The organism is Mycoplana sp. 10N416 (assembly GCF_056394765.1).
Genome location: NZ_JBFTIM010000028.1, coordinates 1 through 18,233, shown reverse-complemented (window position 1 = coordinate 18,233; position 18,233 = coordinate 1). Strand labels below are relative to the sequence as shown.

At 62.4% G+C, this 18,233-nt stretch carries 19 protein-coding genes; 15 read left to right on the top strand and 4 right to left on the bottom strand.

Features of this window, described 5'->3' with window-relative positions:
• Nucleotides 1–1,602 (top strand): ATP-dependent helicase (locus tag AC1DDS_RS25055; protein WP_477481329.1); only part of this gene is annotated, 1,602 nt, incomplete at its 5' end.
• A gap of 64 nt (nucleotides 1,603–1,666) precedes the next feature.
• Nucleotides 1,667–2,710: a DNA polymerase IV gene (gene dinB, locus AC1DDS_RS25050; protein ID WP_477481330.1), complete on the top strand. Its 1,044-nt coding sequence runs from the start codon at nucleotides 1,667–1,669 to the stop codon at nucleotides 2,708–2,710.
• A 638-nt stretch (nucleotides 2,711–3,348) separates the two neighbouring features.
• Here dinB and AC1DDS_RS25045 read toward each other — a convergent pair.
• Both AC1DDS_RS25045 and AC1DDS_RS25040 read right to left on the bottom strand, forming a co-directional pair.
• Complete coding sequence (locus AC1DDS_RS25045; protein ID WP_477481328.1) at nucleotides 3,349–4,035, bottom strand: FCD domain-containing protein; 687 nt, start codon at nucleotides 4,033–4,035, stop codon at nucleotides 3,349–3,351.
• A gap of 70 nt (nucleotides 4,036–4,105) precedes the next feature.
• The gene (locus AC1DDS_RS25040) at nucleotides 4,106–4,846 is read right to left on the bottom strand and encodes an SDR family NAD(P)-dependent oxidoreductase (protein WP_477481327.1); all 741 of its coding nucleotides are present in this window, start codon (nucleotides 4,844–4,846) and stop codon (nucleotides 4,106–4,108) included.
• Between the two features lie 82 nt (nucleotides 4,847–4,928).
• Here AC1DDS_RS25040 and AC1DDS_RS25035 point away from each other — a divergent pair, with 82 nt between their 5' ends.
• The 10 genes from AC1DDS_RS25035 to AC1DDS_RS24990 all read left to right on the top strand — a co-directional run bounded on the left by AC1DDS_RS25035 (nucleotide 4,929) and on the right by AC1DDS_RS24990 (nucleotide 13,835).
• On the top strand, nucleotides 4,929–6,098 hold the full coding sequence (locus tag AC1DDS_RS25035; protein WP_477481326.1) for an ABC transporter substrate-binding protein: 1,170 nt from the start codon (nucleotides 4,929–4,931) through the stop codon (nucleotides 6,096–6,098).
• Nucleotides 6,099–6,157: 59 nt separating this feature from the next.
• Nucleotides 6,158–7,045, top strand: coding sequence for a branched-chain amino acid ABC transporter permease (locus tag AC1DDS_RS25030; protein WP_477481325.1), 888 nt, complete (start codon nucleotides 6,158–6,160; stop codon nucleotides 7,043–7,045).
• A gap of 1 nt (nucleotide 7,046) precedes the next feature.
• Nucleotides 7,047–7,994: a branched-chain amino acid ABC transporter permease gene (locus AC1DDS_RS25025; RefSeq protein ID WP_477481324.1), complete on the top strand. Its 948-nt coding sequence runs from the start codon at nucleotides 7,047–7,049 to the stop codon at nucleotides 7,992–7,994.
• Nucleotides 7,991–8,776, top strand: coding sequence for an ABC transporter ATP-binding protein (locus tag AC1DDS_RS25020; protein WP_477481323.1), 786 nt, complete (start codon nucleotides 7,991–7,993; stop codon nucleotides 8,774–8,776). Before AC1DDS_RS25025 ends, AC1DDS_RS25020 begins: the two co-directional genes overlap by 4 nt.
• Before the next feature lie 4 nt (nucleotides 8,777–8,780).
• A complete protein-coding gene (locus AC1DDS_RS25015; protein WP_477481322.1) occupies nucleotides 8,781–9,509 on the top strand; it encodes an ABC transporter ATP-binding protein in 729 nt (242 codons plus the stop codon).
• Nucleotides 9,502–10,086 carry a malonic semialdehyde reductase gene (locus AC1DDS_RS25010; RefSeq protein ID WP_477481321.1) on the top strand — a complete coding sequence of 195 codons (585 nt, stop codon included), beginning with the start codon at nucleotides 9,502–9,504 and terminating at the stop codon, nucleotides 10,084–10,086. Before AC1DDS_RS25015 ends, AC1DDS_RS25010 begins: the two co-directional genes overlap by 8 nt.
• Nucleotides 10,087–10,123: 37 nt before the next feature.
• On the top strand, nucleotides 10,124–10,969 hold the full coding sequence (locus tag AC1DDS_RS25005; protein WP_477481320.1) for a fumarylacetoacetate hydrolase family protein: 846 nt from the start codon (nucleotides 10,124–10,126) through the stop codon (nucleotides 10,967–10,969).
• Nucleotides 10,970–11,004: 35 nt separating this feature from the next.
• Complete coding sequence (locus AC1DDS_RS25000) at nucleotides 11,005–11,910, top strand: VOC family protein (RefSeq protein WP_477481319.1); 906 nt, start codon at nucleotides 11,005–11,007, stop codon at nucleotides 11,908–11,910.
• A complete protein-coding gene (locus tag AC1DDS_RS24995) occupies nucleotides 11,907–12,284 on the top strand; it encodes a nuclear transport factor 2 family protein (protein ID WP_477481318.1) in 378 nt (125 codons plus the stop codon). Before AC1DDS_RS25000 ends, AC1DDS_RS24995 begins: the two co-directional genes overlap by 4 nt.
• Nucleotides 12,285–12,383: 99 nt before the next feature.
• Nucleotides 12,384–13,835, top strand: coding sequence for an amidohydrolase family protein (locus AC1DDS_RS24990; RefSeq protein ID WP_477481317.1), 1,452 nt, complete (start codon nucleotides 12,384–12,386; stop codon nucleotides 13,833–13,835).
• A gap of 108 nt (nucleotides 13,836–13,943) precedes the next feature.
• Here the strand turns inward: AC1DDS_RS24990 and AC1DDS_RS24985 are convergent, their stop codons facing one another.
• Nucleotides 13,944–14,864, bottom strand: coding sequence for a LysR family transcriptional regulator (locus tag AC1DDS_RS24985; protein ID WP_477481316.1), 921 nt, complete (start codon nucleotides 14,862–14,864; stop codon nucleotides 13,944–13,946).
• A 130-nt stretch (nucleotides 14,865–14,994) separates the two neighbouring features.
• Here AC1DDS_RS24985 and AC1DDS_RS24980 point away from each other — a divergent pair, with 130 nt between their 5' ends.
• The 3 genes from AC1DDS_RS24980 (at nucleotide 14,995) to AC1DDS_RS24970 (ending at nucleotide 17,555) form a co-directional block, all read left to right on the top strand.
• Entirely contained in the window at nucleotides 14,995–15,987 is a 993-nt protein-coding gene (locus tag AC1DDS_RS24980) for a glutathione S-transferase family protein (protein ID WP_477481315.1), read from the top strand.
• 59 nt (nucleotides 15,988–16,046) lie between these two features.
• Entirely contained in the window at nucleotides 16,047–16,910 is an 864-nt protein-coding gene (locus AC1DDS_RS24975; protein ID WP_477481314.1) for a hypothetical protein, read from the top strand.
• Between the two features lie 66 nt (nucleotides 16,911–16,976).
• Entirely contained in the window at nucleotides 16,977–17,555 is a 579-nt protein-coding gene (locus AC1DDS_RS24970) for a YceI family protein (protein WP_477481313.1), read from the top strand.
• A gap of 270 nt (nucleotides 17,556–17,825) precedes the next feature.
• On the opposite strand, the gene AC1DDS_RS24965 is transcribed toward AC1DDS_RS24970, so the two are convergent.
• Nucleotides 17,826–18,233 (bottom strand): eCIS core domain-containing protein (locus tag AC1DDS_RS24965; protein WP_477481312.1); only part of this gene is annotated, 408 nt, incomplete at its 5' end.

Below are 18,233 nucleotides of genomic sequence, written 5' to 3'. Positions count from 1 at the left end.
AAAGGCACCTGCCTTGCGATCTATTCGCGTGTCGTCAATTCCGAATGCTCCATCACCGACGTCCTCAAGACGGCCTACCCATGGGTGATGGGGTGGGAGGAGCAGCTCAAGGAACTGTTTGCGAGCTATGTCGAGGCCAAGCAGGCGCAAAACGTTCTCGACTACGATGACTTGCTTCTCTATTGGGCGCAGATGGTTTCCGATCCGGAACTCGCCGGCGACATCGGCAATCGCTTCGACCACGTGCTCGTCGACGAGTACCAGGACACCAATCGCCTGCAGGCCTCGATCCTGATGGGGCTGAAACCGGGCGGGCGGGGCCTGACCGTCGTCGGCGACGACGCGCAGTCGATCTATTCCTTCCGTGCGGCAACCGTCCGCAACATTCTCGACTTCCCGAACGAGTTTTCGCCCAGGCCTGCGGACGTGATCACACTCGACCGCAACTATCGATCGACGCAGCCGATCCTAGCCGCGGCAAACGGCGTGATCGATCTGGCCCGCGAGCGCTTCACGAAGAACCTCTGGACGGACCGGCCATCGGAGCAGCGCCCTCTGCTCGTCACCGTGAAGGACGAGGCCGACCAGGCGGGCTATATCGTCGAGCAGGTGTTGGCCAACCGCGAGGTCGGCATTACGCTCAAGCAGCAGGCGGTGCTGTTCCGCTCATCGAACCACAGCGGCGCGCTCGAGGTCGAGCTCACCCGCCGCAACATTCCCTTCGTCAAATTCGGGGGTCTGAAGTTCCTCGACAGCGCCCACGTGAAGGATCTGCTCGCCGTCCTCCGCTTCGCCCAGAACCCGCGCGATCGCGTCGCCGGGTTTCGGATTCTCCAGATGCTGCCTGGCATCGGCCCGCAAACGGCCGGGAAAATCCTCGACACTATTTCCGCCGACCCCGAGCCCCTGCTCTCTCTCGCCGAGATCCCGCCGCCGCCGAAGACGGGCGAGGACTGGACCAATTTCGTCACGCTGCTCACCGGCCTGAGGAAAGCGGGCGGTGGATGGCCTGCGGAAATTGCCACGGCCCGCACCTGGTACGAACCGCACCTCGATCGGATCCACGAGGACGCCGACACCCGCAAGGCAGACCTCCTGCAGCTCGAGCAGATTGCAACAGGTTATCCCACCAGGGAACGGTTCCTGACCGAGCTCACCCTCGATCCACCCGATGCGACCAGCGACCAGGCCGGCGTGCCGCTGCTTGACGAGGACTATCTCATCCTGTCGACCATCCACTCCGCCAAGGGACAGGAATGGCGTTCGGTGTTCATGCTGAACGTTGTCGACGGCTGCATCCCCTCCGACCTCGGCGCGGGTACGACGGCCGAGCTGGAGGAAGAGCGGCGGCTGCTCTATGTCGGGATGACCAGGGCGCGCGACAGCCTGGCTCTACTCACACCACAGCGCTTCTTCACCCATGGCCAGAACAGCCAGGGCGATCGGCACGTTTACGCATCGCGGACGCGGTTCATCCCCGCCACCCTCCTGCAGTTTTTCGAGGTGACGAGCTGGCCAAAGGTCGCGGCAAGCGCCAGCGAGCGTAGCGCCCGCCAGGTACGGATCGACGTCGCCGCCAGGATGCGTTCGATGTGGAAGTGAGCGCGTGGGAAAAGCTCTGATTGACGATCCAGCGCCATCGATCCGGAAGATCATCCATGTTGACATGGATGCCTTCTATGCGTCCGTCGAACAGCGGGATAATCCGGATTTGCGCGGCAAACCCGTCGCGGTCGGAAGTCCCCTTGCCCGCGGTGTCGTCGCGGCGGCAAGCTATGAGGCACGCGCGTTTGGTGTTCGCTCGGCCATGCCGTCGGTGACGGCGGCCCGCAAATGCCCCGATCTCATCTTCGTGAAGCCGCGCTTCGATGTCTACCTCGCCGTCTCGCAACAGATCAGGGCGATCTTCGCGGACTACACGCCGTTGATCGAGCCGCTGTCGCTCGACGAGGCCTATCTGGACGTCACCGACAACCTGAAGGGCATGACGATCGCGACCGACATCGCGCTGGAGATCCGTGCTCGCATCAGGGAGGCCACAGGACTGAACGCGTCGGCTGGGATCTCCTACAACAAGTTCCTGGCCAAGATGGCGAGCGACCTGAACAAGCCGAACGGCCAGGCGGTGATTACCCCGAAGAATGGCCCGGCCTTCGTCGAGACCCTGCCAGTGAAGAAGTTTCATGGCGTCGGTCCGGCGACCGCAGAAAAGATGCATCGATTGGGCATCGAGACGGGCGCGGACCTCAGGGCGAGGTCGATCGAGTTCCTGAGCGAACATTTTGGCAAATCGGGGCCTTACTTTTACGGCATTGCCCGCGGGATCGACAACCGACAGGTCGAACCCGATCGCGAACGGAAATCCGTCGGTGCCGAAGATACCTTTGCACAGGACATCTCGGAACTGGCATGTGCGCAAGACGAACTCGCGCCGCTCGTCAGCAAGGTCTGGCAGTATTGCGAGAGCCGTCAGCTATCGGCAAAGACTGTCACCCTCAAGGTCAAGTACTCGGATTTCCGGCAGATCACGCGCAGCCGAACGATTCCCAGATCGTTTTCCGACGAATCCGAAATGCTGGGCATTGCAAGCGCGCTGCTGGAGGCGATCTATCCGTTCTCGAAGACCATTCGGCTGCTCGGGGTGACGCTCTCATCCCTTGAAACCAACCACTTACAAAATGAACAGCTCAAACTGTCACTGCAAAATTGACCGTCAGCGTTGGTGATGTCGGCACGGCGGATGTGCCGGCAAGTTTATCTGTGCTGGACCGACGGGCTAACGCGCCACCGCTTGGCGATCCATCACCGGGTCGGAAAAGCTGAGCCGCCCGCATTTAGGACCATCACCGCTTCTGATCAAGCCACGTGAAATCAAAGCGCACCACCCCATAGCCGAGGCTCGTGGCCGATCTCGCCTTCTCGGCACCTTACTGGAACCTGCGCCCCCTGGATCGAGAGGAAAATCCTTGGGCTCCTGCAAAACTCCCAGAAGCGGACATTTCGGCGCGCGCCTTCCGCCAGGCCGAGGTCGGGGCGTCACGCACGATGATCGACCGGACAGGGGTCGCTTCGGCTTGATCTGGTGGCCGACAGCGCCTAGGGCTCGGCCGACAATCACGCACGGTGTAGCCTCACGAACATGGGCTGCCGCTCTAAGACGCGTCAGGGGAAGGCGATCAGTTCTATAGCGCGCGGGCACTTGGCAAATCAGGATGAGCGTCATCCGCTCGTGTGACGGCTTACCCTCATTGGCTGCAGAAACGGCCACCCCGACCCTTGGCCGCTGTTGTTCCCACCTGAACTCGGCCCCGTCGCGCCGTGCGGCGGCCTTGTCAATCGCTCCGGATCTCAATCGAACAGATCCGGCGCCGCATCCAGCAAGATCTCGACAGTGCGCATATAGTGCCTGCGAATGAGGTAAGCCGCGTCCTCGGTCCGGCGCGCAATTACTGCGTCGGCCAAATCCCTATGTTCGCCGAGATCGTCGCGAGGCGCACTGAGATAATGGACGGAGAGGCGTCTGTAGCGGGTGGCCTGGTTGGAGAGCATCTGGCGGAAATGCAGGAGGCGGGGGGAGCCGCACTCCGAAACCAGCGCGAGGTGAAAGCGCTGATGCGCATCCTCCCAGACGAAATCGATCTCTCCGGCCGGCGTCAGTTTCGACCGCTTGCCCAACTCGTGCAGGGCGGCAACGATCTGGCCTTCCCAGGCGTCGTTGCCCTTGCGCATGGACCGGGAAATCGCCAGCACCTCGATGTCACACCTGACCTCGGCAAGGTCGATCAGATCGGCGCGCGACACCGCCGCCACGCGATAGCCCTTGTGCTCTTCGAGCGTCACCAGCCCGTCCCCCGCAAGGCGGGTCAGCGCTTCGCGCAGCGGGCTCATTCCGGAATCGAACTGTTCCTTGAGCACTTCGAAACGAAGCCTTTCGCCAGGCTCCAACTCCGCGTTGAGAATGGCAGTTCGCAGCGTCTCGACGATTTCCGAGGTTTTTGTGCGGACGTCCGGGCGTCCCTGGGCTTCGACCGTCATCACAGCTCCCTTGGTAAGACGTGCACTCTAACACAGTGCGATTAGAAAAAACGCAGTTTCATCATACTTTTTAGGCGATAGTTCGACCCGAATCCACGTTCAACATTACGCCTGTCATATGTGGTACGGCATCGCTGATGGCAAAGGCGACGTAGCGGCCAAGCTCGTCGGGTTCGACCACTTCGCCCATCGGCAGCACCGTGGCCGCCTGTTCGAGATGGCCGGGCATGGCGCGGGCTAGCTCGGTTGCCGCCGTGCCCGGAACCAGCGTGTTGACGCGAATCTTGTGAGGCGCCAGTTCGAGGGCCAACTGCCGCATCAGCCCATGAAGCCCGGCCTTTGCTGCGGAATAGGCCAGCAATCCTGGCATTGCGCGCACAGCGGTCGATGATCCGGTGGCGATGATCGATCCGCCTTTTCCTTGCGCCACGAGGATTCGCCCGGCCGCGCTTACGGTGTTGTAAGTGCCTGTCAGATTGACGGAAATGGACGCCTCCCACTCCTCGTCCGTCACCTCCAGCGCCGGCTTCTTCGGCGGCGCCACGCCCGCGTTGGCAACGACGGCGTCAATTCTGCCGAAGCGCTCCATGGCGTGACGAAACATCTCGTCGACACTCGCGCGCAGGCGGATATCAACCGGACAGATCGTGGCCTTCCGCTCCACCATTCCGGCAGCGGATTGCGCAAGGCCTTCAGGTTTCAGGCCCGAGAGCACAACGCACGCGCCCTGTGTCGCACACGCTTTTGCAATTGCCCGTCCGATTCCGGATTCCGCCCCGGTCACTACCACCACCTTGCCATCCAGACGCATGCAATCCTCCTCCGCAGCTTTCGATGAATCGTGCGACAATTCATAAATTGTAGAAAATAAGCTATTGCATAGAAAATTGCGGGTGGCTATCGTTGTCGCATCATGTGGGGAGGAAGTGATGAACAGTAACCGCAATTTGCTCGCCGCCGCGATCGCGCTGGCAGTCCTGTCGCCGGCGCCGGCGATGGCCCAATCGGCATCAGGAGAGCCGATCCGCATCGGTGCCCTGGTCTCTACGACCGGGGGCCTTGCGTCGCTCGGACTTGCGCAGCGCGATGGCATCCTGCTGGCGCAGAAGGTCGTCAACGGCCGCGGCGGCATCGACGGCCATCCCCTCGAGGTGCTCATCGAGGACGACGGCTCGAACCCCGATGCGGCGATGAGCAAGATCAACACTCTGGTCCATTCCAGCAAGGTCACGGCCATCGTCGGGCCGACCGGTATTGCTCAAACGGTTGCAGTCGGCGCAGTCACTGAAGCGGCGGAAGTTCCTTTGCTTGCCTTTACCGGGCTTGGACCGGCCGTCGAGCAGTCGCGCCAGTGTGTCCTCCATCTGACGCCGGCCCAGCAACTGAACGCCCGGGCGTTGCTGAGCTATGTGCGCGACAGCGGTGCGAAGCGGGTGGGGGTGTTGCACGATTCCGGATATGGCCAGGTTATCTGGGGGGCGATGTCGAAGCTCGGCCCGGATTTCGGGGTGGAGTTCGTTCAGGTCGAGAAGTTCGAACTGTCCGCAACCGACGCCACGGCGCAGGCTGCCAAGGTCAAGGCCGCGGAGCCCGACATCGTCATCGTGCTGAGTGCGTCGGCAACCGGATTCCGCAATCTGAGGCAGGTGGGCCTCACCCAGCCCATCGTGTCCGTCCACGGCACCGCACTTTATGAAGTCGTCAAGGCCATGGGTGATGCCGCCGACAACGTGATCCATGCCGAGTTCCTGATCTCCGAGGACCCGCTACCCTATCAAAAGGAATTCGTTGAGGCGTTCCAACAGGAATATGGCCGGCTGCCGAAGCATTTCGAGGCGGCGGGCTGGGATTCCGTCATGGCGATCGCCGCCGCTTTGGGGAAAACCGGTCCTCAGCCCGCCGAAGGGGCGCTGTGCGCGGCGGTGCGCGTTCCCTACCAGGGCGCGTTCGCCAAATATGATTTCTCCGCGCCCGACATGGGCGGCCTGACGCTGGAAAGCTTCAGCTACTCCCTGCTGACCAAGGGTCAGTTCAGCCGGCTGCCCTACAAGGCGGCCGAGTAAGTACAGGCGACACTGAGGCCGGCGCGGCGGAGCCCGCGTCTGGCCGGAGGGCAAATTCCATGAGCATCACTCTTGTCTGGCAGTCTCTGCTGGCCGGACTGACGAACAGCTTTGTCTACGCCCTGATCGGGATCGGCATAGCTGCGATCTACAAGGGCACACGCATCGTCAACGCGATGCAGGGCGATTTCGCCGTGATCGGCGGCATGGTCGGCGTTTTCGCGATGGCCACCCTGGGTGTGAGCTATCCGGTCGCCTTCATCATCGGCATCGCCGCGGGCGCTGCGACGGGCTACGGGATCGACGTGCTTTGCGTGCGGCCGATGATGCGGCGCCATGCCGAGGAAGATGCCTTCCTGCTCCTCACCATTGGACTGGCCTTCACCATATCGGCTGCTGTGCTGTACTTCGCGGGACGCGACGCGCACTTGTTGCCCGGCATTGGCGGTCAGGGCACCGTGCAGATTTTCGGCGCCTTCATCACCATCCATGCCCTCTGGCTCATCGTTATTGCCCTCGCTGTCGTGGCCGCCCTTTGGGCCTTCTACCGCTACAGCATAACCGGACTGTCGATGACCGCCGTTTCGATCGACGCGGATGGCGCGGCGACCAATGGCATCAATGTCGCGCGGATGCGCGGCAACACCTTCATTCTGGGCGGCGCGATCGGGGCGTTGGCCGGGATCCTGATCACGCCGCTGATCGCGGTGAGTTACAACATGGGTCTGGGTATCACGCTCAAGGGATTTGCCGCGGCCATCCTTGGCGGACTCGCCAATCCGCTCGGCGCGGTCCTTGGCGGGCTGGTCATCGGCATAACCGAAGCGCTGGCCGTGGTCGGGCTGTCGTCCGGCTACAAGGACGTCGTCGCCCTGACGATCATGGTGGCGATGATGATCATGATGCCGAACGGTCTTCTTGGCCGCGCCGGACGGCGTGGAGGTTGAGATGCCGAGTCATGCTTTCCTCCGTACCACCGTTCCGCTTGTCGTGAGCCTTGCCGTTCTGGCGCTGATTCCGGCGCTTCTTGAACGCCATGCGACGGATCTCATGGTCTTCGCCGGCATCTACAGCATCGCCGGTCTGGGAGTCGGCCTGCTGCTGGGGCAATGCGGCGTCGTCAATCTGGCCCAGGCCTTCTTCTATGGGATCGGTGCATACGCGTCCGCTTATTGCACGACTGCGCTCGGCTGGCCGCCGCTCGTGGCATTGTTGGTGAGCATTTCGCTTTCCGGCCTGATCGCGCTTGCGATCGGCTGGCCAATTCTCCGGCTGACCGGTTTCTTTCTTGCGCTGGCGACCTTGGCCGCCAGCATGATCGGCACGATCCTCTTCTTTGAACTGGACTGGGTGACGGGCGGTACGCTGGGCATCGGAGGCATACCCTTCCTCTCGTTGGCCGGGTTCGCCTTCGATACACCCGCCCGGTTCTACTATCTGGTGTGGTTCGCCGTCCTCGTTCTTCTTCTGCTTTCCCGGAATCTGGTCAACGGGCGCCCGGGTCTTGCAATGAAGGCCGTTCGCGACGCTGCGCCGGCAGCGGAAGTTCTCGGTGTAGAGATCCACACCTTGCGGCTAGGGGTGTTCGTCATCTGCGCCATGCTTGGTGCGCTCGCCGGTTCGCTCTTCGCTCACTACGTGACCTATGTCAGCGTCGAAAGCTTTACTGTCCAGCGTTCGATCGTATTTCTGCTGATCCCGGTGATCGCGGGTGCTCGTACCGTGTGGGGAGTGGTTCCGGGAGCCCTGTTCGTCACCCTGGTGCCCGAATGGCTGACTGGTTTCGGCGATATCCACCAAGTGCTTTTCGGTCTCGTGCTCGTCGCTGTCGTGACGCTGCTGCCGGAAGGGCTGACGGGTCTGCCCGCACGGTTGCGTCGGAGGGCTGCATCATGACGGCAATGCCAAAACTCCACGCCGATGCGACATCCATCTTCGAACTGCGTGGCATTGCCCATGCCTTCGGCGGGCTTACCGTACTGCGGGATGTCAGCTTCACGGTCGCACCCCGCCAGATCACCGGCCTGATCGGCCCGAACGGTTCGGGCAAGACGACCCTCTTCAACATCGCCTCGGGCTTCCTGAGTCCGAATTCCGGAGCGATCGTTCTCGATGGGGCCGACATCACCCGCTCGACCATACAGGAACGCAGCCGCGCAGGAATGATCCGGACCTTCCAGACGCCCAAGGTCTTCGGCCACATGACCGTGGCCGAGAACGTCGCCATGGGTCTCTACAACTGCACGTCCGCAGGGTTTTGGGCGAGCATGCTGCAAACGGGCTCGGCCCGGCGGGAGCAGCGCCGGATGGTGGACGAGGCGACGGCGATGCTGGAGCGCTTCGACCTGAAGCGCCTTGCCGGCGTCCGTGCCGGCGAACTGCCCGCAGGCCAGCAGCGCATCGTGGAACTGGCCCGCGCGCGCATTGCGGCCCCTCGGCTGCTGTTGCTGGACGAGCCGTCATCCGGCCTGTCGCACGACGAGGTTCAGAAGCTGCGCCAATGGATCAGTGCCCTGGCCGAGGACGGGATCACCATCCTGCTCGTGTCGCACGACATGGGCCTGATGGAGGTCTGCGAGCAGGTCCATGCCCTCTATTTCGGCCAGATCATCGCCACCGGGCCAATGGCGGCCATCCAGGCCGACCCGGCGGTGCGCGACGCCTATCTGGGAGGATGATGCGATGCTTGAGGTTCAAAACATCGATGCGGGTTATGGGCGGGTACCGATCCTGCGCGGTGTCACCCTGCAAGTTGCTGAAAACGAAGCGGTTGCGATCGTCGGAGCCAATGGTGCGGGCAAGTCGACACTGGTCCGCGCGGTGCTGGGGCTCTCAACCCCCACGGCAGGCAGCATCCGGTTCAATGGCGTCGACATCACCCGGGGCGTCGCCCACGACCGCGTCCAGCATGGCATCGCCGTGGTCCTGGAGACGCGCGGCCTGTTCGGAGAGCTGACCGTCGCCGAGCATCTGCGTCTTTCCGACCATGCGGGCCGCAAGGCCGCCCGGCCAGACGGCTTCAAGCCGATGACGATGGACGAGGTGCTCGATCTCTTCCCGGTCGTGCGAGAGAGGCTTTCGTCACGGGTCGAGCTCCTGTCGGGCGGACAGCAGCAGATGGTGGCCGTCGCCCGCGCCCTGCTGCTGCAGCCGAGACTGCTGGTTCTCGACGAACTCACCACGGGGCTCGCACCGAAGGTCGTCCAGGAGATTCTCACCGCACTTGGAACGCTGCGAAGCCGGGGGCTTGCGCTCCTCATTGTCGAGCAGAGCATCAAGCTGGCGGCGGCGATGACCGATCGTGCCTATGTGATGGCCCTTGGAAAGGTCGTGCACGAAGTTCGCCACGGCGAGTGGGAGCGGACGCTTGCGGACGATGACGCGCTGTCGAGGGCATACCTCCATGGATGACCGGGAAGTGCTCGATCGCATGTTCGAGAATGGCAGGACGCACAGCGTCTGGCGCGATGCGCCCGTGCCCCGCGCGCTGTTGCAGCAGGTCTACGATCTCGCCAAGCTGGCGCCGACCAGCGTCAACTGCCAGCCCGCCCGCTTCGTGTTTTTGACCACACCCGAGGCCAAGGCGCGACTACTGCCGGCAATGGCGCTGGCGAATGTGGAGAAGGTGCGTGGCGCGCCGGTAACGGTCATTGTGGCCACGGATACCCGCTTCTTCGAAAACATCCCGCGGCTGTTCGTCCATCGTCCGGAGGCGGCCCAGCCGTTTGCCGAGGACGCGGCACTCGCCCGCGAGACGGCCGAGCGCAACGCCACCCTGCAGGGGGGATATTTCATCCTCGCGGCGCGCGCCCTGGGTCTCGATTGCGGTCCCATGTCGGGTTTCAACGCAAAACAGGTGGACGCCGAGTTTTTCCCGGACGGCCGCCTGCGCAGCAACTTTCTGATCAATCTCGGTCACGGCGACCACGAGAAGCTGTTTCCACGCCTGCCGCGCCTTTCCTGCGACGAGGCCTGTTTCTTCCTGTGACAGCGACCCTGTCCAAGAACTACATAAGGAGAATACCATGCGTTACGCGAGTTTTTTGAAGGACGGGACGGTCGAGCATGTGGCCGCCTCGTTCGATGGCCGCTGGCGGGATATCGGCCCTGGCAGCCTTCTGACGTTGATACAGTCGCGGAGAAATCTCTCCGACGCGAGCCAGTGGACCCCGGGAGCCGAGATCGACCTGGAGACGCAGACATTGTTGCCGTTGATCTCGCGCCCTCCCAAGATTTTCTGCGTCGGCCTCAACTATCTCGATCACGCGGCCGAGAGCCCCTACAAGGACAAGCCGACCTATCCGGCGGTGTTCCCGCGCTATGCGACCAGTCTCGTTGCGCACGGCCAGCCGATGATCCGCCCGACCGTTTCGGAACAGTTCGACTACGAGGGCGAACTCGTCGTCGTCATCGGCAAGGGCGGCAGGCACATTGGCAAGAGCGAGGCGCTTTCCTACGTTGCCGGTTACTCGATCTTCAATGAAGGCTCGATCCGGGATTACCAGTTCAAGTCGCCCCAGTGGACCATCGGCAAGAACTTCGATGGCACCGGCGCCTTCGGCCCCGTTCTGGTAACGCCCGACGAACTGCCGCAGGGAGCCAGCGGGCTCAGCATCGAGACGCGGCTCAACGGGCAGGTCATGCAGAAGGGCAACACCGCCGACCTTCTCTTTCCTGTGTCGGATCTCATCGCGACCATCAGCGAGGCGATCACGCTGGAGGCTGGCGACGTCATCGTTACCGGGACGCCCGCCGGCATCGGCTGGGCGCGCAAGCCGCCCATCTTCATGAAGGACGGCGACATCTGCGAAATCGAGATTGAGGGCATCGGTCTGCTGCGCAATCGCGTGCGCGACGAAGTCCGGATCTAGGCACACTGTTTATCCATCGAGGGGGAGTCAAACCTATGAGCGTTCTTATCTATCGGCTGGGTCATGTGGCACTTGATGTCACTGACCTGGATGCTGCCGTCGCCGACGCCCAGGCGATCGCGGGTGCCCGGCTTGTCAGCAAGGATGGCAATCGCGCAATCCTGACGGCAAACCGCCGCCATGCCGAATTGGTGCTCAATAAATCCGATACGAACACGGCGCGTGCCATTGGTCTGGAGGCGACCGGACCGCAGGCCGTAGAGGAAGTCGCAAACCGCGTTCGCCGGCTCGGCCTGCGCATCCTCAGCGAGACCCCTTCGCTTGATGTGATCCAGCACTCCGTGACCTTCGCCAGCAGCGAAGGCCACATCTTCGAGGTTCACACCGCCATGCCGGAAGACCAGCCCGCCCGCTATGCCGGCGCCGGCATTCATCCGCGCTACATCGATCATGTGAACCTGGCCAGCGCCGATCCGAAGGCGATGGCGGAGGAGTTCTCCGAGGTGCTCGGCCTGGTGCTCTCGGAGCGCACGACCGGCTACGAACTGATGTGGATGCGCGGCGGAGACGGACGCCACCACACGGTCGGTCTGGTCAAGGGGCGGCCCGGGCTGCACCACTACAGCTGGGAATTTTCCGATTTCGCCGATTTCAAGCGGCTCGGCGATACGCTGGATGCCTGCGATCGCAACATCGTCTGGGGACCAGGCCGCCATGGCGCGGGAGACAATCTGTTCGCCTACTACTTCGACACATCCGGTTTCCTGGTCGAATGCACGGCGGAGATGGAGATCATCGGCGACAACCGCCCCGCGAAGGTCACCGATGTCGGTGTCAACCTGTCCAACGCCAAGGTGGTCAACCGGTGGGGAGCGCTGCCGTCGCAGGTGTGGATCAATCATCACACCGACTTCGCCGCGGTGGAAGAGCTGGTCGCATGACCACTGAGGACAACCAGAAGATCCTGGATGTCGAATCGGCCCGCTACGCAGCAATGCTGGCGGGCGACTGTGCGGCGCTTGAACCGTTGCTCGATGAGGACCTGCTTTACACCCACTCCGATGGCGCTCGTGACAGTCGCGAGACGTACCTGGAGAAGGTCAGGCAGGGCCATTTCATCTATCACGCGATCGATCACCCGGCAGAAAAGGTCGTCGTGTTGAGTGACTGCGCCATCGTCGTCGGTCGCATGCACGCCAGCGTGAGCGTCGCAGGCAGCAGACGACAGATCAACAATGCCAGCATCGCAGTTTATCGAAAGGTCGAAAACGGCTGGTGCTTGCTGATGTACCAGCCGACGCCGCTGCACGCATAGGGCGTTGGCATCACCTTTAGTTGCGGAGTTTCGCAGTTCGCAGGGACGTGGCCGCCGCGGAAACAGGCGGCGTGAATCATCAAGGGGAGGAGAAAGACCATGTGTAATTTGTGTTCGAGACGTTCCATTCTGAAAATGCTGGGGGCTTCGTCGCTGATGGCGGCATCATCCTTCAGTTTTCCGGCGAGTGCCGCGGCTGCGGCGCAGCCTGTCGCCGACGGTAAGCGCATCCTTTTGAAAGGCGGCAGCCTGCTTACGATGGAGCCGGAAGGCGACCTCGTAGGAGACCTTCTGATCGAGAACGGCAAGATCGCCGCGATGGGCGCCAATTTGCAGGTGGCGGACGCGGAGATTATCGATGCCACCGGCATGACCGTAATGCCCGGCCTCATTGATACCCACCGCCACACATGGCAAACGGCGCTTCGCGGCATGGGTGTGGATTGGACGTTCGAGGAATATTTCGGCGCCGTCCATATGAAATTGGCCCCGCGTTACCGGCCGGAAGACACCTATGCGGGCAACTTGCTGGGGGCGATCTCGGCACTTGATTCGGGCGTTACCACCCTTGTCGACTGGTCGCACAATCTCATCAGCCCGCAGCATGTCGACGGCGCCATCCAAGGGCTCCGGGACGCTGGCATTCGGGCCGTTTTCGCACAGGGGCCGGCGAACGAAATCTGGCGAAATCGCGAAAAATACGCAAACACGCCCTATCCGCGTGAGGAGTTCGAACGGGTCCGCAAGCATGTGCTTTCGTCGGACGACTCCCTCGTCACGATGGCGCTCGCTTCGCGTGAACCCGGCTGGCAGGGTTCGCCGGAGGCGATCGCGAAAGACTTCGCCATGGCGCGAGACCTCGGCATTCGGATCACCATGCACGTCATCAGCCAGGACATGGAGTGGAAGCGCTATCCGTCGATCCGTCACCTGCACGAACTCGGTGCGCTTGGACCGGACATCACCCACGTGCATTGCACATGGGTCGAGGACGACGAGATCGAGATCATCAAGGATACCGGCGGCACCGTCTCGATTGCGCCGAGTGCCGATGCAAGGTTGACCGGGATGTGGGGCAGTGTGCCGACGGGTCGCCTTCTCGAGCGGGGCGTGCGCCCGAGCCTCAGCGTCGATTCCGAAACGGGCGTGTCCGGCGACATGTTCATCCAGATGCGCACGGCGTTCGATGTCGAAAAGGCGATCATCAACAGCAAGTTCGAACCCCGGAAGGAGGGTGCGACCCTGAAGGCGCGTGACGTCCTGGATTTCGCGACGCTGCAGGGCGCAAAGGCGGTCGGGATGGAAAACCGGATTGGCTCGCTACGCGTCGGCAAGCAAGCCGACATCCTCGTGCTGCGCCAGAACGACCTCAATTTGTACCCGTCGAACGACCCGCTCGGAGCGGTGGTCGTCAGCGCCCATCCGGGCAACATCGACATGATTTTCGTCGACGGCAAGATGGTCAAGCAAAACGGCCGTCTGCTGGTTGCGGATGTCGATAAAGCGAAGCGTGCGGTCGAAGAGTCTCGCGCACATCTTCTGGCGAACTAGTCGCGGCTTTGACCGTGGCGCGAAGGCGACAGCAGAACGCCACATGACCTTCTGCCTGATTTACGGATCAGGCAGAAGGTGTTCTGGAGATTTTACCCCACTTCACCGCTAAAACAGATCACGGTCCCAATGCGGCTCGGGTCCAAGGGTACCGACCAAAAAGTCGATGAAGGCACGCACCTTTGCCGGCGGTCGGCGATTGCTTGCATAGATGGCGAACACGCCGGGCAGTTCGATTGGCGGATGGTCGAGGCTCAACGATATCAGGCGCCCGGCGCGGACGTCGTCCCCGACCAGAAAGGTCGGCTGATAGATGATGCCATGGTCGGCGAGCGCGGCGGCGACAAGCGCGTCGCCGTTGTTGGCATGCAGGCTGCCGGTGACCGACACGTTGACAGAACCTTCCGCACCGAACTGCCACCGGTTCGTACCGATGGACGTCGAAAGGGTATAGCCGAGGCAGTCGTGGGCAGCCAGGTCGGTGACCTTCACCGGCGTTCCCCGCTTCTTCAGGTAGCCAGGTGAAGCGGCCACGAGCAGGCGACAGGGAGCGAGCTTCCGGGCAATCAGGCTCTCGTCTTCGATCTTGCCGATGCGAACCGCCACATCCCATCCTTCCTCGACAAGATCGACCGCGCGATCACTCAAGCCGAGATCGATCGTCAATCCGGGATGCTGCTCAGCCAACTCCGTCAGCCGCGGCACGATTTCGCGCAGGCCGAACGACACCGGTGCGTTGACGCGCAGTGTGCCGGTGACTTCCACTCGCTCGGCCGTCGCGATCGCGTCCGCCTCGGCGAGCTCGGACAGAATGCGCTCGACGCTTTCCAGGTAGCGCCGGCCCGGCTCGCTCAAGGTGACTTTGCGGGTCGTCCGGTGAAGAAGCTTGACGCCCAGCCGCTCCTCCAGTGCACCGACATGCTTGGTCGCCATCGTCTGCGACATGCCCAGCGCGCGGGCAGCGCCGGACAGGCTGCCCAAGGCCGCGACCTTTGCGAATACCTCCATCCCCATCACCCGATCCAGCATACCGACCTCATTCTCCTGGTGTGAGCTGTAATGCTCCGTTCCCTGATTATCATATCAAATGCGAGTGTGCATATGTGACCTATGACAGGGCGCCCATGGGCGTCAGCACAACATTGACGAGGAGAGCATCATGCTCGTGAATGGAAAATGGACAGCCGACTGGCAGCCAGTCCAGGCGAAGGATGCCAAGGGCGGGTTCGTAAGACAGACCTCGAGCTTTCGAAACTGGATCACGCCTGACGGGCGTCCCGGCCCCACGGGAGAAGGCGGCTTCGCCGCTGAAGCGGGGCGCTACCACCTCTATGTTGCCCTGATCTGCCCATGGGCATCCCGCACGCTCATTGCCCGCAAGCTCAAGAAGCTTGACGACCTGATCTCCGTGTCGGTCGTCGAGCCCGCGCTGACCAAGGAAGGCTGGCGGTTCGGAACCTACCCCGGTTCCGACCTGGATGTCGTCAACGGCGCCCGGTACATGCATGAAATCTACACGCGGGTCGATCCGCAGATCAGCGGCCGCGCGACCGTGCCGGTCCTGTGGGATAAGAAGACGGCGACGATCATCAACAACGAATCGGCCGATATCCTGCGCATGTTCAACAGCGGTTTCGGTGCGCTGGGCGATGAAAGCGTCGACCTCTATCCAGAGGACCTGCGGTCTGAAGTCGACGCGCTGAACGACCGGATTTATCCCCGCCTCAACAACGGTGTCTATCGCGCAGGATTCGCGACGAGCCAGCAGGCCTACGAGGAGGCCTTCGGCGAAGTCTTCGGAATGCTCGATGAGCTGGAAGCCTTGCTGACGGGCACGACCTTTCTGATCGGTGAGCGCCTGACAGAGGCCGACATTCGCCTGTTCGTCACGCTTGTGCGGTTCGACGCGGCCTATCACGGCCTCTTCAAATGCAATCTGCGTCGGATTGCCGATTATCCGAACCTCACCCGGCATGTTCGTCGCATGCTGTCCGTCCCGGGCGTGGCGGAGACCGTCAATATCGATCACATCAAGCGGGGCTATTACTCGATCAAGAGCCTGAACCCGACAGGCATCGTCCCGGTCGGACCCGCTCTCGAGTTCGAAAGCCTGCTCGTGCCATCGGCGCCAAGACTGGAAGCCGCTGAATAACAGCCTCGCCACACCACCCCCGCCTTTATCACCCGGCCGACACCCAGGATCGACAGAGCATGCTGAGCCAAATACTTCTGACCACCGTCCTGCTACCTTTGGCTCTCGGCGTGGTGATCGCCCTGCCGGGCAAGGGGGAATCCACGAAGAGTGTGGCGTTGACCGCACTCCTGGTCCCGCTTGCATCCGCGATCGCGAGTGTCGCCATAGAAGGGCTTCCGGCGTTTCCGCCCATTGCTGCAAAGCAGAAACTGCCGGTGCTCCTGTTTGGCGGCGGCATCATCTTTGCGGGTCTCGCCGTCGTGTTGAAGGCGCCGCTTCAGCGCGGCGTCGCCGCGCTCGTCAGCGTCCTGTCCCTGGCTGTTCCGGCCTGGTGGCTGGGACGCAACGTTCTACTCGCCAATCCGACGAAGGCCGCCACCCTTGCGATGGTGCTGGTCATCGTTGCCTTTGAATTGTTCGTCCTGGCGGGCAGCCGCGCCCGCAAGCCGGCGGCAGCGGCTCTTCCTGCCGCTCTCGTTGCCACGGCAATCGGCACGGCGCTGACGGCGATCCTGGGCGGTTACATCGGGATGGCGCAGATGAACGGGGCGCTGGCCGCCCTCTTCGGCGGATGGCTGCTTGTTCGTTACATCGCCTACCTGCGAGGCGACGATGATGCCTTCGTGCTGCAGGGCATGGCTGCATTTTCCTTTGCCTGGACTGCGGCTGCCGTTGTTGCAATGACGGTGCTGTTTGCGCCGAGCGCGTCACCTGCTGCCCTTGTGCTCTGTGTCCTGCCGGCCGCCATATTCGTCGCCCTCAACTGGCGTCGCGCCGAATTCGCGCGCCAGCCGCGCGCCTTGCGACCGCTGATATCCGGCGGGCTGGCGGCGCTGCCCGCCATTATCGCCATCCTCATCGCGGCCTTGAACGAAGGTTGAGACCGCCACCCATCCGGACTTCCGGGAACCCCAGCCCCATGTCGGGCGATCTGAAAAGGAGAAACCATGAAACGCTTGAGCTTCGCCACCGCCATCGCCGGCCTCCTCATGACGGGAGCAGCATTTGCTGCGGACAGCTACGACATCGACCCGACGCATGCCTGGGTCCGGTTCGAAACCAATCATGCCGGCTGGTCCCAGGCGCAGGGGGCGTTCAAGGCTGTGTCCGGCACCATTTCCTTCGACAAGGAAGACGTGACCAAGAGCTCGGTCGAGATCGTTCTCGAGGCCGGCAGCATCGACACGAACGACGAGAAGCGCGACACGCATCTGAAGAGCCCTGACTTCTTGAATGCCGAGGAGTTCCCGCAGATCACGTTCAAGAGCACGACCATCGAGAAGACGGGTGACAAGACGGCCAAGGTCACGGGCGACCTGACCCTGCTCGGAACGGCCAAGCCGGTGGTTCTGGACGTCACCTGGAACGCAGAATCCCCGCTTCCGTGGGACGCGAACACGATCAAGACCGGCTTCTCCGCAACGGGCACCTTCAGCGGTCCCGAGTTCGGCATCGCCAAGATGACCGACTTCGGCCTGGGTCCCGACATCACGCTCGACATCGACGTCGAAGCCGTCAAGAAGTAAGCGTCGAAAGCAGAAGCACGGCCGAGCTTGAAAAGCCGGCCGTGCTTAGCACCGTGGTGGAAAGCGTCGCGTTCTGTTTGCAAAACGGGCGAGTTGGACTTCGGGATCATAAAAGGACCGGGTGCTGCCGGCCAGCGCCGCCTCGCGGGTACTGTGGATGAGAACGACGCCCCTATCGGTCCGCTGGCGGGCAGCCGGCGAACCGGCTACCGAACAGCCCCGCCGGCGGGCAGACGGCGCAACCAAACGCGGTGTCAGCCAGGCGCGGTTTCATGCGGGCGATGGTTGTTGACTATTCCCGACCGGCCCACGCTTGATAGCGCGTTTCTTGGTTGTAGGCTTCCCGTTCAACTGAGCTATGGCTGCGAATATATCTGACGGCGAAGCCCTGCACTCCCAGTCCTGATACTGCCGGACATGGGTCAGTTCATGCACCCACCCGACTGCGTTATCGAGCGCATCTGCTTTATTGGCAAAGACGATAACGTAGTCGAGGGTGATGGCATCTGCCGCGCTGTAGCGAAAGGCGTTCAATTGCAGACTTAGCTCGCCACCGCCCCCAACTCGGTAGCGGGCAATGTCCAGGGTACTGCTGTCTACAAAACCCTGCAGTTTTTGCCGAATCGCCGGAGGTATTGGTTGGACGCCAGCCGATAGGGCGTCATCTCTTGATCTAAT

Coding starts and splice junctions, on each gene's coding strand:
- dinB (WP_477481330.1), top strand. CDS start 1,667: ATGGATGCCTTCTATGCGTCCGTCGAACAGCGGGATAATCCGGATTTG.
- AC1DDS_RS25045 (WP_477481328.1), bottom strand. CDS start 4,035: ATGACGGTCGAAGCCCAGGGACGCCCGGACGTCCGCACAAAAACCTCG.
- AC1DDS_RS25040 (WP_477481327.1), bottom strand. CDS start 4,846: ATGCGTCTGGATGGCAAGGTGGTGGTAGTGACCGGGGCGGAATCCGGA.
- AC1DDS_RS25030 (WP_477481325.1), top strand. CDS start 6,158: ATGAGCATCACTCTTGTCTGGCAGTCTCTGCTGGCCGGACTGACGAAC.
- AC1DDS_RS25025 (WP_477481324.1), top strand. CDS start 7,047: ATGCCGAGTCATGCTTTCCTCCGTACCACCGTTCCGCTTGTCGTGAGC.
- AC1DDS_RS25020 (WP_477481323.1), top strand. CDS start 7,991: ATGACGGCAATGCCAAAACTCCACGCCGATGCGACATCCATCTTCGAA.
- AC1DDS_RS25015 (WP_477481322.1), top strand. CDS start 8,781: ATGCTTGAGGTTCAAAACATCGATGCGGGTTATGGGCGGGTACCGATC.
- AC1DDS_RS25010 (WP_477481321.1), top strand. CDS start 9,502: ATGGATGACCGGGAAGTGCTCGATCGCATGTTCGAGAATGGCAGGACG.
- AC1DDS_RS25005 (WP_477481320.1), top strand. CDS start 10,124: ATGCGTTACGCGAGTTTTTTGAAGGACGGGACGGTCGAGCATGTGGCC.
- AC1DDS_RS25000 (WP_477481319.1), top strand. CDS start 11,005: ATGAGCGTTCTTATCTATCGGCTGGGTCATGTGGCACTTGATGTCACT.
- AC1DDS_RS24995 (WP_477481318.1), top strand. CDS start 11,907: ATGACCACTGAGGACAACCAGAAGATCCTGGATGTCGAATCGGCCCGC.
- AC1DDS_RS24990 (WP_477481317.1), top strand. CDS start 12,384: ATGTGTAATTTGTGTTCGAGACGTTCCATTCTGAAAATGCTGGGGGCT.
- AC1DDS_RS24985 (WP_477481316.1), bottom strand. CDS start 14,864: ATGCTGGATCGGGTGATGGGGATGGAGGTATTCGCAAAGGTCGCGGCC.
- AC1DDS_RS24980 (WP_477481315.1), top strand. CDS start 14,995: ATGCTCGTGAATGGAAAATGGACAGCCGACTGGCAGCCAGTCCAGGCG.
- AC1DDS_RS24975 (WP_477481314.1), top strand. CDS start 16,047: ATGCTGAGCCAAATACTTCTGACCACCGTCCTGCTACCTTTGGCTCTC.
- AC1DDS_RS24970 (WP_477481313.1), top strand. CDS start 16,977: ATGAAACGCTTGAGCTTCGCCACCGCCATCGCCGGCCTCCTCATGACG.